Consider the following 15,807-nt stretch of genomic DNA (forward strand, 5'->3'; position numbering starts at 1 on the left):
GTAAAAGTGTAATTTTGTGTTATCATCAATTATAACCCAATCATAATGAAAACCATATTAAAAACAGTAATTATATTACTAACCATTAGTGCATGTACCACTTTAAATCCATTTACCGGACAAAAAACCTTAGGGGTAAACAATCAAGATCTATTCCCACTCACTTTTCAAGAATACGATAAATTTCTATCCGAAGCAAAAGTTATCAAAAACACAAAGGAGTCTAAGTCAATAGATAAAGTGAGAGAAAAATTAGTCAATGCTGCTCAATTATGGTTGAGTAAACACGGGCATCCGGATTACCTAAAAGAATATAAATGGGAAAGTAAATTAGTAGATGACAAGTCTGTGAATGCATGGTGCATGCCAGGAGGAAAAATTGTTTTTTACACAGGGATTCTTCCTATTTGCCAAAATGAGGCTGGTATTGCAACCGTAATGGGTCACGAAATTGCACATGCACTAGCTAACCATGGTGGACAAAGAATGAAAGCGAGTACCTACCAACAATATGGTGCTATGGCAATTGGCCTAGCGACTGCCAGCAAAGACACCACTACACAAAAAACGTGGCAAGAATATTATGGAATCGGTACCAATATTGGAATAATGTTGCCATTCAGCAGAAGTCATGAATCGGAGGCTGATAAAATTGGACTAACTTTATTAGCGGTAGCAGGATATAATCCGGACGAAGCGGTTTCATTTTGGGAAAGGATGAATAAGGGTAGTGCCAATGAACAAGCACCTCCCGAATTTTTAAGCACCCACCCTTCGCATGAAACTCGGATTAGCAACATTAAAGCATTAATTCCTCAAGCGAGAGAAGAGGCTAAGAAATTAGGAATTAATTTGAAATAGGTAAAAGGTAATGGGTAATAGGTAATAGGTAATAGGTATTAGGTATTAGGTAAAAGAGGTAAATGATGAGAGTTAGTACTCGTTTCATTTACCTCTTTTTAATGACTTCAGTCCAAATATTTTTACTTCAATGCTAATCGTTGACTTTTAACCGAAGAATCAGTAATAAACTCATCATAGGTCATTAATTTATCCAAATTGGATTTAGAACCTAATTCAATGACACGATTAGCCACTGTATTGGTTAATTGATGATCATGGCAGGTAAATAACATAGTGCCATTGAATTCAATCATTCCATTATTTAAGGCTGTGATAGATTCCAAGTCCAAGTGATTGGTTGGTTCATCAAACAACAACACATTAGCACCGGAAAGCATCATTCTTGAAAACATACAACGTTGCTTTTCTCCTCCTGAAATAACTGTACATTTTTTCAATGCTTCATCACCTGAAAATAACATTCGGCCTAAAAATCCACGAATAAAACTCTCGTCTTTTTCTGTTGAATATTGTCTCAACCAATCCACTAAATTCAAAGACGCATCTTCAAAATAAGATGCATTATCATTCGGCAAATAGGTTTGGGTGGTAGTTACTCCCCATTTAAATTCACCAGAATTAGACTTTCTTTCTCCCATCAAAATATCAAATAAAGCTGTAATTGCTAAGGAATCCTTCGCTAAAAATGCCACTTTATCTCCTTTATTAATTGTAAACGATAAATTAGAAAAAAGGACCACTCCTTCATCGGTGGATGCTGATAAATTTTCTACACTCAACAATTGATCACCTGCTTCTCGTTCGGGCTTAAAATTAATGAATGGGTATTTTCTAGAAGAAGGTTTAATATCCTCCACTTGTAATTTATCCAACATTTTTTGACGAGAAGTTGCTTGTTTGGATTTCGCCACGTTAGCAGAAAAACGGCGAATAAACTCTTCCAATTCTTTTCGTTTTTCGTCTGTTTTTTTATTCTGATCAGATCTTTGTCTAGCAGCCAACTGAGATGACTCATACCAAAAAGTGTACGTACCACCGTACAATTGAATTTTACCAAAATCTAAATCCGCAATATGCGTACAAACGTTATCCAAGAAATGTCTATCGTGAGATACAACAATAACCGTATTTTTAAAATTCTGTAAATATCCTTCTAACCATAAAATGGAATCAATATCCAAGTTATTGGTTGGCTCATCTAACAATAAAATATCCGGACTACCAAATAATGCTTGAGCTAAAAGTACTTTCACTTTCTCTGAACCGTTTAGATCTTTTAGTAAAGTGTAATGGGTATCTTCTTTGATACCTAATCCACTCAAGAGCGTAGCAGCTTCAGATTCAGCTTCCCAACCATTTAATTCTGCAAATTCAGCTTCAAGATCCGCGGCTTTATTTCCATCCTCCTCCGTAAAATCCTCCTTCATGTAGATGGCGTCCTTTTCCAACATTAAATCATACAGACGTTTATTGCCCATAATGACTGTTTGTAAAACCGGAAAATCTTCAAATTCAAAATGATTTTGCTTCAAAATAGACATCCTTTCACCCGGATTCATGGAAACTGAACCTGTTTGAGATTCTATTTCACCAGAAAGGATCTTTAAAAATGTTGATTTACCAGCTCCATTCGCTCCAATCAAACCATAACAATTTCCTTCTGTAAATTTGATATTTACTTCCTCGAACAAAACTCTCTTACCAAAGCGAAGGGAAACATTTGAAACCTGCAGCATAAACGTATTTTAAAATTTAAGGTGCAAAATTACTCAATTTGGCGCTAGAAAAAAATCAAAAAATATATTCCTTTACCACATTTTTTTTGCAAATTCGAGCTCTAGAGAAATTATTCAAATTAAATTGGAAGAAGAAAATCCTAAATTAGATCATCCAAATAGTGCTCATTTGTTCCTGCAAGTTACAAATGATGGCATTTCCATTGTGAATAATTCTACCCAATGGCAAGAGCAAATTGAAATAAATCCTGCAACATTATTATGGAATCAACTACAAGATTTTGATCAATTTCTGATTAAAAATAACATATCAAAAAAAAATATAGTTGAAATACATATCGAGGTAATCCACTCGTATTTTTTATTAATTCCTTCTGAATACAATTCAGACCTTTTCCGAATGAGCTATTTAGAAAAAGCCATAGGATCAAAAGAATTAATTGGAAAAGAAGTCCATTCGCAAGAATGCAAAAAAGAGGAATCTGATTTTGTGTTTTTAGTTGACAGTCGATGGAAAGATTTTTTTGCATTTAGGTTTCCTTTGGCAAAAATAAACTATCAACATATTTTGGCCAATCTAATCAATAGTCACAATCGATTCTTGAGAAGCCAATTAAACATTTACCTGATTCATCAAAAGTTTGCCTTTATCATTTGTCGTAAAAATGGCAAGCTTCAAATAGCAAATATTTTCGCATATCATTCATCTATCGAATTAGCCTTTTATCTACATTCCGTCAGAGAAGCCTTTGAATTAGTTTGGACCAATGATTTACTTCAAATTTCTGGACCTGATTGTAAAAACAACACTTTAATTCAATCTTTAATCGATTTAAAGATTCCAATTTCATTGAAATGAAAGCAAAAAAAACAGCCTTTTTCCCAGGCTCATTTGATCCATTTACCAAAGGACATGAAGACATTGTTCTAAGAGCATTGCCCTTATTTGATGAGATAATCATTGGAATTGGTCAGAATTCCAGTAAGGCTCGCTATTTTTCTTTGGACAAAATGAAAAAAAGCATCGAAAAAACGTTTGAAGGAATGCCTGTTCAGGTAGTTACTTATCAAAATTTGACAGCAACCGTTGCCAAAGAAGTAGGAGCCAAATTTATCATCAGAGGATTGAGAAATACAACCGATTTTGAATATGAAAACTCTATTTCACAAGTAAATAGGCACATTAATAACGAATTAGAAACGGTATTTTTAATAACTTCACCTCATTTAGCTCCTATTAGTTCGACCATCATACGCGATTTACATCGATATGGAACGAGTATTGATGAATATTTACCTTACCAATTAGAGATTTAAAGTAATTCGAAATTTTGAATGACATGCCGAATAGAGCTATACGTATTAGTAAGAGCTTTATTCATTTCAGATTTAGACAACCATTCGACTTTTTCGATTCCCTCCTCTTTTTGTGGAATTAAAGTTTCAACAGCATTTGAGTTCATCAAATACCATTTGGTCTTCTTTAAAATTCGTTGATTCTTATGTGTGTAGGTATGAAATGTGGTACAAAGTTTTTGAATTAATTCGGCTTTAACATTGCATTCTTCTTCAACTTCTCGAACAGCAGCCTTTTTGAATTTTTCCAATTTTTCCAATTTACCTTTTGGTAAATCCCATTTTCCCAAGCGATAAATCCAAAGTACTTTTTTATCTGGATTGACAACAACCCCACCTGCAGCTTCAATAACAGAATATAGACTACAAATTTTGTCTTTAAAATCCTTTTTATCTTTCACCAAAACATACAAGGAGTTAAATTTCAAATCCTTTTTGGTATGTAAATGATTGATCAATTTTTCAATTTGATCGAGATTGATATTGAGTAAACAAGTATGACCTTTGAAATTTTCCACCTTGACTACGTCAAGACGAGCATCTAGAATCAAATCAAAATCTTCATCATGGGATAAAGGTTTTTTCTTTGAAACGCTAATAAATCGAATTGGACGATCGTCTATAAATAATACCATGGGTGAATTTTCAATAAAAGTAGGCAAAAATAGAATTAAATAATGAAAGATAAACTGAATAGACTATTTTTGTGAAGATAAATTAACAATTAGATGTTCATGGAAAATATTTCAATATCACAAGAGGTTGCGAACCATTTATTAAATATTAAAGCAATACAATTAAGACCTGATGAACCTTTCAAATGGGCATCTGGCTGGAACTCACCCATTTATTGTGACAATCGTATTTCACTATCTTTTCCTGAAGTTAGAACCTATATCAAAAATTGTTTGTCGGCTGCAGTAAAAGCCTATTTTCCACAAGTGGATTGTATTGCGGGAGTAGCAACAGCCGGCATCGCACAAGGCGCATTAGTTGCAGATTACCTCGATTTACCCTTTTGCTACGTTCGTCCTGAACCCAAAAAACATGGGATGGGTAATCAAATTGAAGGAAAAGTGAACAAAGGACAAAAAGTTGTTCTAATTGAGGATTTAATTAGCACTGGTGGAAGCTCCTTAAAGGCTGCAGAAGCTTTAATAAATGAAGGAATCGAAGTATTAGGCATGGTGGCTATCTTTTCATACGGATTTGAAATAGCAGATGAAAATTTCAAAAAAGCCAATATTCCATTCTATACACTTAGCAATTATGATTCCTTAATTGAAGAAGCGGTTAAATTAAATTATGTCACCGAAACTCAATTAGTTACACTTCAAGATTGGAGAATTAATCCATCTGAATGGAAAAAATAAATCAATTCAATCGATAACGATGTCCTGGAATAGCTTTAACGACACCTTGAAATTCCAAGTTCAACAAAATTACAGCTATTTCAGACACTGATTTTTGCACTTTCCATGCCAATTCATCCAATGGTAATTCATTATTTTGATGCAATTGAGCCAATATAGAGGATTCCAACTCTGTAAATCGGTCATAGTTTAAAAGTAAGTTTTTTTGGATGGAAGCGTTATTAGCTAATTTCCAATTTAAATTAAGCGATAAATCATTCCAATTCGTATAAATATTCGCTTGATGCTTGGAAATCAACATATTACAACCTTCTGAAAAACATTTATCTAAATTTCCTGGCACTGCATAAACCTCTCTGTGGTAGTTATTGGCATATTCTGCCGTTATTAGTGCACCCCCTTTTTTGGCAGCTTCCACCACAATTGTTGCGTCCGACATACCTGCAATGATTCGATTTCTTAACGGAAAATACCTTGAGTCTGGTTTTTGATGAATCGGATGTTCGGATACAATAGCTCCATTTTCCATGATTTGTTGAATATACTTTTTATGGGCAAACGGATAAATAAAATCAAAACCACCAGCTAGAATAGCAATATTGGGTATATGATTATCGATACATATCTGATGCATACAAATGTCAATTCCATATGCTAAACCTGATATAAATGTCACATCTTGCCCTATGGATTCGACAACAATATCTTTAGTGATTTTCTTTCCATAATCTGTTGCTTTTCTGGTACCGACAATAGCCAACAATTTATCTTGATTCAAGTCGTTTATTCCTTTTACGTATAAAAGTAAAGGAGAATCATACAAATGTTTGAGTCGCACTGGATAGGAATAATCCTGATAAAAATTAACAAAAACCTTGTTCTTTATACAATCCGTATAAATTTCTTCAGCCCTGCATAAATATTCCTTTTGCTTAATTTCTCTACTTAAAATTTCTCCAATGTTTGGAATTTTTTGTAGTAATCGAGAAGAAGTTTTAAATATTTCCTCTGGAGAACCTACATAGGAAATTAATCGACGAGCGGTAACATCTCCTAATTGTGGAATTAATGTTAAAGCAATTTGTAAAATTTTGTTTTGATCAGTGGAAGGCATCGTTAGAATTTAATGCCCGAATCTATCACATTATTCAGTTAAATCATTGCGAATAACTTGTAAAAAATCACGAATTTCAGTTAACTGATAAATCAACTCCGAATTTTCATTTTTGGGTACCCCTTTGTTGTTGATAGCTAATTTAGCACCTTCAATGGTCAAACCTTTTTTGTCGATTAAATCATAGACAATTTGTAATTTCTCAATATCGGATGGCGTATATTTCCGAATACCACTGGAACGTCTTTTAGGAGCTAAGTGGGGAAATTGGGTTTCCCAATAACGAATTTTAGAAGTCTTGATATGAAATAGATTCGCTACTTCAGAAATTAAATAATATTGTTTGTCAAATTCCATACAAGAAAATAAATTTTGAAAGCCGCTAAAATCAAGAATTCGGATAAAATAAACTAATTTTGTAATCCTATTGCTCAAAAATGGATAGGAACTATCGAATTTACCCATTTTTTCAAACATTACACAATGACCTCACCGGAGATCCGCCAGAAGTTTTTAGATTTTTTCAAATCCAAAGGACACCTTATCGTACCTTCCGCTCCATTAGTGGCAAAAAATGACCCTACCCTATTATTTAATAATTCAGGTATGGCTCAGTTTAAGGATTTTTTCTTAGGCAATGGTACACCTCCATCCAATCGAATCGCTGACACGCAAAAATGTTTAAGAGTTTCGGGAAAACACAACGATTTAGAAGATGTAGGTTTCGATACCTATCATCATACGATGTTCGAAATGTTGGGAAACTGGTCATTTGGCGATTATTTCAAAAAAGAAGCTTTGAACTGGTCTTGGGAACTATTAACGGAGGTTTTTCAATTACCCAAAGATCGAATCTATGTGTCTGTATTTGAAGGAAATGAACAAGATGGAGTTCCGTTCGATCAAGAAGCATTTGATATTTGGAAAAATATAGTTGGAGAAGAAAGAATCATTTTTGGTAACAAAAAAGATAATTTCTGGGAAATGGGAGAAACTGGGCCATGTGGTCCATGTTCTGAAATTCATATTGACTTAAGAAATCAAGAAGAAGTAGATCGAATATCAGGTAAATCATTGGTGAATGCCGATCACCCGCAAGTTGTGGAAATTTGGAACAATGTTTTCATGCAATTTGAACGTATGGCGGATGGTTCATTGGTTCCATTGCCCTCCAAGCACGTGGATACCGGAATGGGTTTTGAGCGACTTTGTATGGCTATACAAGGCAAACAATCCAACTATGACACCGATGTTTTCCAAGGAACGATTCAATTCATTGCAGAAAAATGTGGTAAAAAATACGGAGATGACAAATGGGCAGATATTTCCTTACGAGTTATTGCTGACCATATTCGTGCTATTGCGTTCTGTATTGCAGATGGACAATTACCATCTAATGCAAAAGCAGGTTATGTTATCCGCAGAATTTTACGCCGCGCAGTCAGGTATGGATATACTTATTTAGGATTTAAAGAACCATTTTTACACAGCATTGTACCGCTTTTAGCACAACAATTTAAAGGTGTTTTTGATGAACTAATTTCTCAAGAAGCTTTTGTCGCAAAAGTTATTTACGAAGAAGAAGTATCATTCCTAAGAACATTATCCACCGGTTTAATTCGCTTGGATAAATTAATGGAAGCTACAAAATCAAAAAATGAATTAATTCTTTCCGGTGATGATGTTTTTGAGTTAAATGACACTTATGGATTCCCAATCGATTTAACCGCTTTAATTGCCCGAGAAAATGGCATGGATATCGATGAACCAGGATTTAATAAAGCCTTATTAGCTCAAAAAACTCGTTCAAGAAAAGATGCAGGCGCCAGCGCAGAAGATTGGGTCATTGTAAGGGAAAGTGATGAGGTGAAATTTGTAGGTTACGATGAAAACCAAAGTCTTACACAAATTACAAAATATCAAAAAGTTCAAAATAAAGCTGGTATTCAATATAAAGTTGTCTTGGAAACAACTCCTTTTTATGCAGAATCGGGAGGACAAGTGGGTGATACAGGTATTTTATATTTTAAACAATCTGGTATTTCAATTCAAATAACAGATACAAAAAAAGAAAACGATTTGATTGTTCATTGGGTGACTGATGCTCAAATTGAAAATGTAGCAGATGAAGAGGAAATTGTTGCAAGCATTAACCAAGAAAGAAGAAGGACGATTACCCATAATCATAGTTCAACACACTTGATGCAAGCAGCGTTACAAGAAGTGTTAGGTTCGCATGTAGCTCAAAAAGGAAGTTTGGTCAATGAGGAAATTCTTCGCTTTGATTTTTCTCATTTTCAGAAAGTAAGCAATGAAGAATTAAAGCAAATCGAGCAAATTGTTAATCAAAAGATTGCTGCCAATATTCCTTTATTAGAAGAAAGAAATGTACCCATTGCACAAGCAAAAGAAAAAGGTGCTATGGCATTATTTGGTGAAAAATATGGCGATTTTGTTCGTGTTATCACATTTGATAAAGATTTTTCAGTTGAACTTTGCGGAGGTACTCATGTGCCATCGACCGGAGAAATCGGATTGTTCAAAATAATTTCAGAAAGTTCAGTAGCGACAGGTGTACGAAGAATTGAGGCAATTACCTCCCAACGAGCTTATCAATTATTAAGTGAACAAGAAGATTTATTGAATCAAATCAATGAATTGCTAAAATCACCGAAAGATGTAGTAAAAGCGATTTCAACTTTAATAGAATCGAATTCCAGCCTTCAAAAAAATATTGCTGCGTATCAGGCCAAAGAAATCAATGCCTTAAAAGATGAATTGTCAAGTAAAATTCAATTACAACATGGAATAAACTTCTTAATAGAGCAAGTAGAAGTACCATCGGCGGATTTGTTGAAGAATTTAACCTTTGATTTGCAAAATTCACAAGACAGCATGTTTTGTTTACTCGTATCCGAAATCGATGGAAAAGCTAGTTTAGCTTTAGCTATTTCGAAAAATTTAGTGGATGAAAAAGGATTAAATGCTGGACAAATCATTCGAGATTTAGCTAAAGTTGTTCAAGGTGGTGGAGGTGGACAAGCATTTTTGGCAACAGCCGGAGGTCAAAATCCAAAAGGATTACCAACAGTGTTGGAGTTGGCCAAAAATTATATCTAAAATGAATCCTGAAATTCCTTTCATTAGCTTTGAAAAGCTCTATCCACAGTTGGATGAATGGGGAATTTCAGGTAAATCCTTTCTTTGTTTCATTGACTATACTGGTGAAAAAGCGTGGGCGGGAAGTATTTCAGAAGCCCAAGATTTAGGCATTCAAGTTGCTTTTAATTCTTCCACTAAAGAGGAAAAAGCTCCAGCTTATTTGTTTGATAAATTCCCCCTTCCATTCAATCAGTATCAAGAAAAATTCTCAAAGGTTCAATCTGAATTAAAAAGAGGAAATTCTTTCTTAGTCAACCTAACTGCCGAAACACCGATAGCTTGTAATTTAAGTTTAATTCAACTATTTGACTACGCCCAAGCCAGCTACAAATTATTAATCCCTGATTCAATGGTGGTTTTTTCACCAGAATGTTTTATTAAAATTAATAAAAACCATCAAATAAGTTCTTTTCCGATGAAAGGAACCCGAATGGTTACAGAATCCGCGAAAGAAGAATTAATAGCTGATGCCAAAGAGCAAGCGGAACATGCCACCATTGTAGATTTAATCAGAAATGATCTTAGTCGTGTAGCATTTCCTATAAAAGTCGAAAAATACAAATACATCGAAACCGTCAAAACACATGATGGGGATTTATATCAAATGTCTTCCGCTATTATTGGGAAACTTTTACCTGAATATGAAGGAAAAATTGGAAGTATTTTGAATCAATTGTTGCCAGCAGGGTCGATTACAGGAGCGCCTAAGGCCAAAACTCTGAATATCATAGAAGATGTGGAAGATTATAAACGTGGGTTTTATACCGGAATAATGGGTTATTTTGATGGAAAGGAATTTGATTCTGGCGTCATGATTCGGATGATTGAAAAAAAAGATCAAGATTTAGTTTTTAAATCCGGAGGTGGAATTACCATATTTTCTGAAGTAGAAAAAGAATACCAGGAATTGATTCAAAAAGTTTATTTACCGTTTTAATATGTTTTCATTTCTAGAAACAGTCTTTATTGAAAATGGCCAAGCACAACATTTGGAATACCACCAAATGCGAATCAATGATGTATTTGAAGATTTTTATACCAATGAACCTATTTTACAAATTGATCAATTATTTTCTAACTTGGACTTACCCAATTTTGGAAAATATAGGGCTAGAATCATTTACGAAAATCAATGGTTAAAAACAGAAATACTTCCTTATCAAGAAAAAAACATACAGCGCTTAAAAACGGTTGAATTAGGTGAATACGATTATACCTATAAATGGGAGGATCGAAGTTATTTTTCGGAAATTTTGATTCAAAATAAAGAGGTAGATGAAGTCATTTTTACTCAAAATGGTTTAATCAAAGATTGTACAATTGGAAATTTAGCATTTCTGAAAGATTCAATTTGGTTTACACCTAAACAACCCATGTTAAATGGGACAACACGTAGGAGGTTAATTGATGAAAATAAAATCCAAGAACTTGATATTTTTATACAAGATTTACCCTCCTATTCGCATATATGCTTGATTAACGTATTTAGGCCATTAAGCTTCGAAAAATCCCTATTGATTTCAGAGTCAATTTTGTAATTTTGGCTAAATACAACAATGAATCCAGCCAAAAGTCCATCCTTTTTATTACATCAAAAATTTCCTTTTGAGCCAACCGCCTCTCAAGTGGAACTTTTCAAAAAATTAAATGATTTTATCATTAATACCAATGAATTTGATCCTTTGGTTTTTGTGATCAAAGGATATGCTGGAACGGGTAAAACAACGGTTATTTCTACATTAATTAAAATATTACCGAGTTTTGGATACAAAACTCAATTACTAGCTCCTACTGGACGAGCAGCTAAAGTGATGGCCAATTATGCCAAGAAAAAGGCCTTAACCATTCATAAAAAGATCTACCGACAAGTTAACAATCCACATACAGGAAGTTTGGCCTTTCAGCGGATGAATAATTATGCGACAAACACCATATTTATCATTGATGAAGCATCCATGATTACGGATGAGGCCGATTTCGGTCAAAATAGTTTATTAACCGATTTGATAGAATATGTGTTTACGAATCCAGAAAATGGACATACTGGAAACAAAATCATTTTTGTTGGTGATACCGCACAATTACCTCCGGTAGGCAAAAGCCTATCACCTGCTTTGTCCAAAGATTATATTAGTTCAGAATTTCACATCGAAGTTAAAGACCATGAATTAATTGATGTAATGAGACAGGATTTGCATTCTGGAATATTATTTAATGCCACTCAGTTGAGAAATTTACTTTTGACGAATTCCAATCAAATTAAATTCAATACCAAATCCTTCAAAGATTTCTATAAAATGACGGGTGAAAAAGTGGAGGACGGAATGCAATATGCGTATCGAAAATTTGGCAAAGAAGATACCATTTTGCTAACTAGATCGAATAAAAGTGCCGTTATTTTCAATGAATTTGTTCGAAGAAATATTCTTTACCAAGAGGATGAAATTTCTTCTGGCGATTTATTAATGATTGTTAGAAATAATTATCATTGGCTGGAAGAAGATTCACCAGCAGGATTTTTAGCCAATGGAGATTTTGTTGAGGTAATGAAAATTAAAAAAGAGGAAGAAATCCATGGTCACCGATTCATGCAGGTTTCACTTCGACTCTGCGATTACGAAGATCATCCTCCCATTGAAGCCAAAATATTACTAGAAACATTGCATTCGAGTGAATCAGCATTGAATAAAGAGTCCAATAAGAAATTATACGACTCAGTTTGCGAAGATTACCAACATATTCCTAAGAAAAAAGAACGCATGGAAGCGATCAAAAAAGATCCCTATCTAAATGCATTACAAGTGAAATTTGCTTATGCTTTGACTTGTCACAAGTCGCAAGGTGGACAATGGAAAGCGGTTTTTGTGGACCAAGGTTATCTGAAAGAAGAACAAATTGATCAAGAATACATTCGTTGGTTATATACGGCCATTACCCGCGCGACTCACGAAATCTTTTTAGTCAATTTTCATGAACGGTTTTTCTAATTATAATTTTGCTTTAATGATTGATTCATTCAAGGTTATATGATTGGAATGCTTATCAAAATGATCTACCACTTCGAATAATAATTCTTTCAATAGAATTAATTTATCCTCTGTCAAAATAGTCGAAAATTCTTGATCGATGAATTTTCTACTTAGCATTAATACTTCTAAAAAGTCATCACCTTGCTTTGTCTTGTGAAGTAAATGTGACCTTAAGTCTTTGGGATTTGATTTTAATTCTAAAAAATTCTTTTTGATTAATTCCTTTATTAATTCACTCATCGCCTGCTTGGATATCCCTACAATTTTACATAATTCTGCCGCAGTAGTTCCATTAGTAGTCACATGCATCATTACACCAATATGGCCAATTTTAAAATTATCATACCCATTATCCCGTAAAAAACCGCCATTAAGGGTTTGTATAATTCGGTAGGTTTTAACTACTAAACGAGCTAAAATGAAATTAATATTTTCTGACTCTGAGCTTTCCATATAAAGAAATAAAAAACAAATGTAAAACATTGTAATAAATTAGTCAAGTTACTTGACTTTATTTGAATTCATTCGTTTCTTTGCTATCCTAAAAATGAATCTATGTCACAACCCAAAAAACACCTTCCTAAAATCATATTTGGAATAGTCTTACTCATCGGGGCTTTTTATGGCTTTAATAAATATAAATACGCAAGTACCCATGAGGATACAGATAATGCTCAAATAGAAGCTTACTTTGTTCCGGTTCTTCCTAGAATTGCTGGTTATGTCAAAAATGTTTATGTCAACGACTATGAAGAAGTAAAAAAAGGGCAAGTTTTAGTAGAAATAGATGTGGAGGAAGGAAAATTAGCCTTAGAGGAGTTGGAAGCAGATTTAGAGCAAGCTAAAACAGATGTTGAAAATGCAAAAGCCAATTTAATCAGTTTTGAAAAAAGTATTTTGGCTCAAAAATCGCAAGTGAAAGCAGCTGTCCAACAGAAAGATAAAACACAGAGGGATTTAACCCATTATCAAGAATTAGAAAAAGAAAAGGCGGTAACGCACCAACAATATCTTGAAAACAAAGATTTGGCAGAACTTGCAGAAATAAAATTACAAGGAGCTGAGGCTGATTTAGTTAGTAATCAATCGAAATTGGCCATTTTAGTAGCCAATTTACATCGAGCTGAATCGACTATCAAAGTCAAAAATGTAAAGATTGCGCAACAAAAATTAAAATTAAGTTATGCCAACATCATGGCACCACAAAATGGGAAAATTGGCAAAAAGGCTGTTGAACCGGGTCAATTTATACAGATTTCACAACCTTTAATGACCTTGGTGGATGATAGCAAATACTGGGTTGTAGCGAATTATAAAGAAACTCAAGTAGGTAAATTGAAAATTGGAGGAATGGTAGAAATCAAAATTGATGCATTTCCGAACGAAAAACTTGAAGGGAAAATTGTTTCCATCTCGGAATCTACCGGAGCTAAAACTACCTTATTACCTCCTGATAATTCATCCGGAAATTTTGTCAAGGTTTCTCAGCGAATTCCAGTAAAAATTGAAATCTTAAATTATGATAAAGTGAAGCATTTATTAAAAGCCGGCTTATCATTAGAAGTTTCCGCACCGATAAACTAAGAAAATGTCTCGTCCTAAAGGATTTGCAAAATTCATCATTGTCATTACCACCATTACTGCTGCAGTAATGGAATTGCTAGATACAACGATTGTCAATGTTGCATTGAATCAAATTTCAGGTTCCCTAGGTGCCACGATAGAGGATATCGCATGGGTAATTACATCTTATGCCATCGCCAACGTAATTATTATTCCAATGACCGGCTTTTTAGGCGAGTATTTTGGAAGAAAAAATTACTATCTAGGTTCGATGATTTTGTTTGGCATTGCATCCTATTTTTGTGGAACCAGTGAAACATTATGGGAATTAGTTTTTTGGCGATTTGTGCAAGGTATTGGTGGAGGTGCCTTATTATCTACCTCACAAGCCATTTTATTTGATGCATTTGAACCAGAGGAAAGACCTATGGCGTCTGGTTTTTTTGGTATGGGAATCATTTTAGGACCCTCCTTAGGACCTGTTTTAGGAGGTTACTTGGTCGATAATTTCAAATGGTCAGATATCTTTTTTGTTAATATTCCCATTTGTATCATCGCAACGATATTAACCATTGCGTACATTGAGAAAAAACCAGGAGAAGGAACCAATCGAAAATCGATACAGATAGATTACATAGGAATTATACTTTTAAGTTTGGCAGTGGGAACTTTGCAGTACTTTTTGGAGAAAGGGGAAAGTGAAGATTGGTTTGACTCGAGGGTAATTACGCTTTGCGCCATAGGTTTTGTACTTGGTACCGCCCTTTTTATTTGGCGAGAATTAACAACGGAACATCCGGTGGTGAACTTGAAAATTTTTGGTAATCAAACTTTCACCATGAGTTCTATTTTTACCTTGGTTGGAGGATTTGGATTATTTACCTCAGTGTTTGTTTATCCTATCATGGTACAACGAATCAATGGCCTTACTCCTACAGAAACCGGATTATCCTTAATGTATCCTACCTTTTTAGGGGTATTAATCTTTCCAATGATTGGAAAATATCTATCCAAAGGTGGAAAACCTTTGCCATTTATGGCATCCGGAATATTGATCTATATCGTTTTTGGATTTGTTGGTGGACAATCGACCACAGACATGGGGCGCTGGGATTTTTTCCCTATGCAAATGCTTCGAGTTATTGGAGTAGCATTTTTACAAATGCCATTGATTAATCAAGCGGTTGCCGGATTAAAACCCAATGAATTTGCGTCAGGCATTTCATTAACCAATATGATCCGTCAACTCGGAGGAGCATTTGGAATCGCTGTTGCCAATAATTACGCTACTCAAAGAGCGGCCCAACATCGAAATGATTTATTAGCGAATGTTCAAGCAGAAAATCCATTGTTTCAAATGAGATGGAATGGAATTAGTCAAACCATCATGCAAAAAACAGGTGATGCCTATCAAGCAAGCGCGGCTGCATTTAAATCTATTGATTTGGCCGTAACCAAACAAGCTTATTATTTGGCCTATTTGGACACCTTCAGATTGGTTTCCATCATTTTCGTATTAATCCTACCCTTTTTATTTTTAATAAAAACACCTAAAAAAAGTCAGGCAGAATTAGATAAATTAAATAAAGCAGCCGAAGAGGCTCATTAAT

General features: G+C 34.3%; 15 protein-coding genes. 10 read left to right on the top strand and 5 right to left on the bottom strand.

Features of this window, described 5'->3' with window-relative positions:
* Nucleotides 1-45: 45 nt before the first annotated feature.
* On the top strand, nt 46-861 hold the full coding sequence (locus V7S76_RS09145) for a M48 family metallopeptidase (protein WP_459509790.1): 816 nt from the start codon (nt 46-48) through the stop codon (nt 859-861).
* 122 nt (nt 862-983) lie between these two features.
* On the opposite strand, the gene V7S76_RS09150 is transcribed toward V7S76_RS09145, so the two are convergent.
* The gene (locus V7S76_RS09150; protein WP_459509791.1) at nt 984-2,600 is read right to left on the bottom strand and encodes an ABC-F family ATP-binding cassette domain-containing protein; all 1,617 of its coding nucleotides are present in this window, start codon (nt 2,598-2,600) and stop codon (nt 984-986) included.
* 124 nt (nt 2,601-2,724) lie between these two features.
* On the opposite strand from V7S76_RS09150, the gene V7S76_RS09155 reads away from it, so the two are divergent.
* Nucleotides 2,725-3,459, top strand: coding sequence for a DUF3822 family protein (locus V7S76_RS09155; RefSeq protein ID WP_459509792.1), 735 nt, complete (start codon nt 2,725-2,727; stop codon nt 3,457-3,459).
* On the top strand, nt 3,456-3,917 hold the full coding sequence (gene coaD, locus V7S76_RS09160) for a pantetheine-phosphate adenylyltransferase (RefSeq protein WP_459509793.1): 462 nt from the start codon (nt 3,456-3,458) through the stop codon (nt 3,915-3,917). The genes V7S76_RS09155 and coaD overlap by 4 nt, the downstream gene beginning before the upstream one ends.
* On the opposite strand, the gene V7S76_RS09165 is transcribed toward coaD, so the two are convergent.
* A complete protein-coding gene (locus V7S76_RS09165) occupies nt 3,914-4,591 on the bottom strand; it encodes an NUDIX hydrolase (protein WP_459509794.1) in 678 nt (225 codons plus the stop codon). The genes coaD and V7S76_RS09165 overlap by 4 nt on opposite strands.
* A gap of 99 nt (nt 4,592-4,690) precedes the next feature.
* Here V7S76_RS09165 and pyrE point away from each other — a divergent pair, with 99 nt between their 5' ends.
* Complete coding sequence (pyrE, locus tag V7S76_RS09170) at nt 4,691-5,329, top strand: orotate phosphoribosyltransferase (RefSeq protein WP_459509795.1); 639 nt, start codon at nt 4,691-4,693, stop codon at nt 5,327-5,329.
* Nucleotide 5,330: 1 nt separating this feature from the next.
* Here the strand turns inward: pyrE and dprA are convergent, their stop codons facing one another.
* Entirely contained in the window at nt 5,331-6,443 is a 1,113-nt protein-coding gene (gene dprA / locus V7S76_RS09175; RefSeq protein ID WP_459509796.1) for a DNA-processing protein DprA, read from the bottom strand.
* Between the two features lie 30 nt (nt 6,444-6,473).
* Nucleotides 6,474-6,800 carry a MerR family transcriptional regulator gene (locus V7S76_RS09180; protein ID WP_459509797.1) on the bottom strand — a complete coding sequence of 109 codons (327 nt, stop codon included), beginning with the start codon at nt 6,798-6,800 and terminating at the stop codon, nt 6,474-6,476.
* A gap of 126 nt (nt 6,801-6,926) precedes the next feature.
* Between V7S76_RS09180 and alaS the strand changes: the two genes are divergently transcribed.
* The 4 genes from alaS to V7S76_RS09200 are packed head-to-tail and all read left to right on the top strand — an operon-like array spanning nt 6,927 to nt 12,592.
* Nucleotides 6,927-9,563 (top strand): alanine--tRNA ligase, encoded by a 2,637-nt coding sequence (alaS, locus tag V7S76_RS09185; RefSeq protein ID WP_459509798.1) that lies wholly within the window; start codon nt 6,927-6,929, stop codon nt 9,561-9,563.
* Between the two features lies 1 nt (nt 9,564).
* Nucleotides 9,565-10,542, top strand: coding sequence for an aminodeoxychorismate synthase component I (locus V7S76_RS09190; protein WP_459509799.1), 978 nt, complete (start codon nt 9,565-9,567; stop codon nt 10,540-10,542).
* A gap of 1 nt (nt 10,543) precedes the next feature.
* Nucleotides 10,544-11,143 (top strand): aminotransferase class IV, encoded by a 600-nt coding sequence (locus tag V7S76_RS09195; protein ID WP_459509800.1) that lies wholly within the window; start codon nt 10,544-10,546, stop codon nt 11,141-11,143.
* Nucleotides 11,144-11,161: 18 nt separating this feature from the next.
* Nucleotides 11,162-12,592, top strand: a complete 1,431-nt coding sequence (locus V7S76_RS09200) for an ATP-dependent DNA helicase (RefSeq protein WP_459509801.1) — start codon at nt 11,162-11,164, stop codon at nt 12,590-12,592.
* Here the strand turns inward: V7S76_RS09200 and V7S76_RS09205 are convergent, their stop codons facing one another.
* Complete coding sequence (locus tag V7S76_RS09205) at nt 12,593-13,087, bottom strand: MarR family winged helix-turn-helix transcriptional regulator (RefSeq protein ID WP_459509802.1); 495 nt, start codon at nt 13,085-13,087, stop codon at nt 12,593-12,595.
* 102 nt (nt 13,088-13,189) lie between these two features.
* Between V7S76_RS09205 and V7S76_RS09210 the strand changes: the two genes are divergently transcribed.
* Both V7S76_RS09210 and V7S76_RS09215 read left to right on the top strand, forming a co-directional pair.
* Complete coding sequence (locus V7S76_RS09210; protein WP_459509803.1) at nt 13,190-14,218, top strand: HlyD family secretion protein; 1,029 nt, start codon at nt 13,190-13,192, stop codon at nt 14,216-14,218.
* 4 nt (nt 14,219-14,222) lie between these two features.
* A complete protein-coding gene (locus tag V7S76_RS09215) occupies nt 14,223-15,806 on the top strand; it encodes a DHA2 family efflux MFS transporter permease subunit (RefSeq protein ID WP_459509804.1) in 1,584 nt (527 codons plus the stop codon).
* Nucleotide 15,807 lies beyond the last annotated feature (1 nt).

It is taken from the genome of Aquirufa sp. ROCK2-A2 (genome assembly GCF_054558485.1).

Excerpts from the sequence above, each read along its gene's own strand:
- alaS (WP_459509798.1), top strand. The coding sequence starts at position 6,927 with ATGACCTCACCGGAGATCCGCCAGAAGTTTTTAGATTTTTTCAAATCC.
- pyrE (WP_459509795.1), top strand. The coding sequence starts at position 4,691 with ATGGAAAATATTTCAATATCACAAGAGGTTGCGAACCATTTATTAAAT.
- V7S76_RS09200 (WP_459509801.1), top strand. The coding sequence starts at position 11,162 with ATGAATCCAGCCAAAAGTCCATCCTTTTTATTACATCAAAAATTTCCT.
- V7S76_RS09195 (WP_459509800.1), top strand. The coding sequence starts at position 10,544 with ATGTTTTCATTTCTAGAAACAGTCTTTATTGAAAATGGCCAAGCACAA.
- V7S76_RS09180 (WP_459509797.1), bottom strand. The coding sequence starts at position 6,800 with ATGGAATTTGACAAACAATATTATTTAATTTCTGAAGTAGCGAATCTA.
- V7S76_RS09145 (WP_459509790.1), top strand. The coding sequence starts at position 46 with ATGAAAACCATATTAAAAACAGTAATTATATTACTAACCATTAGTGCA.
- V7S76_RS09210 (WP_459509803.1), top strand. The coding sequence starts at position 13,190 with ATGTCACAACCCAAAAAACACCTTCCTAAAATCATATTTGGAATAGTC.
- dprA (WP_459509796.1), bottom strand. The coding sequence starts at position 6,443 with ATGCCTTCCACTGATCAAAACAAAATTTTACAAATTGCTTTAACATTA.
- V7S76_RS09190 (WP_459509799.1), top strand. The coding sequence starts at position 9,565 with ATGAATCCTGAAATTCCTTTCATTAGCTTTGAAAAGCTCTATCCACAG.
- coaD (WP_459509793.1), top strand. The coding sequence starts at position 3,456 with ATGAAAGCAAAAAAAACAGCCTTTTTCCCAGGCTCATTTGATCCATTT.
- V7S76_RS09150 (WP_459509791.1), bottom strand. The coding sequence starts at position 2,600 with ATGCTGCAGGTTTCAAATGTTTCCCTTCGCTTTGGTAAGAGAGTTTTG.
- V7S76_RS09205 (WP_459509802.1), bottom strand. The coding sequence starts at position 13,087 with ATGGAAAGCTCAGAGTCAGAAAATATTAATTTCATTTTAGCTCGTTTA.
- V7S76_RS09215 (WP_459509804.1), top strand. The coding sequence starts at position 14,223 with ATGTCTCGTCCTAAAGGATTTGCAAAATTCATCATTGTCATTACCACC.
- V7S76_RS09165 (WP_459509794.1), bottom strand. The coding sequence starts at position 4,591 with ATGGTATTATTTATAGACGATCGTCCAATTCGATTTATTAGCGTTTCA.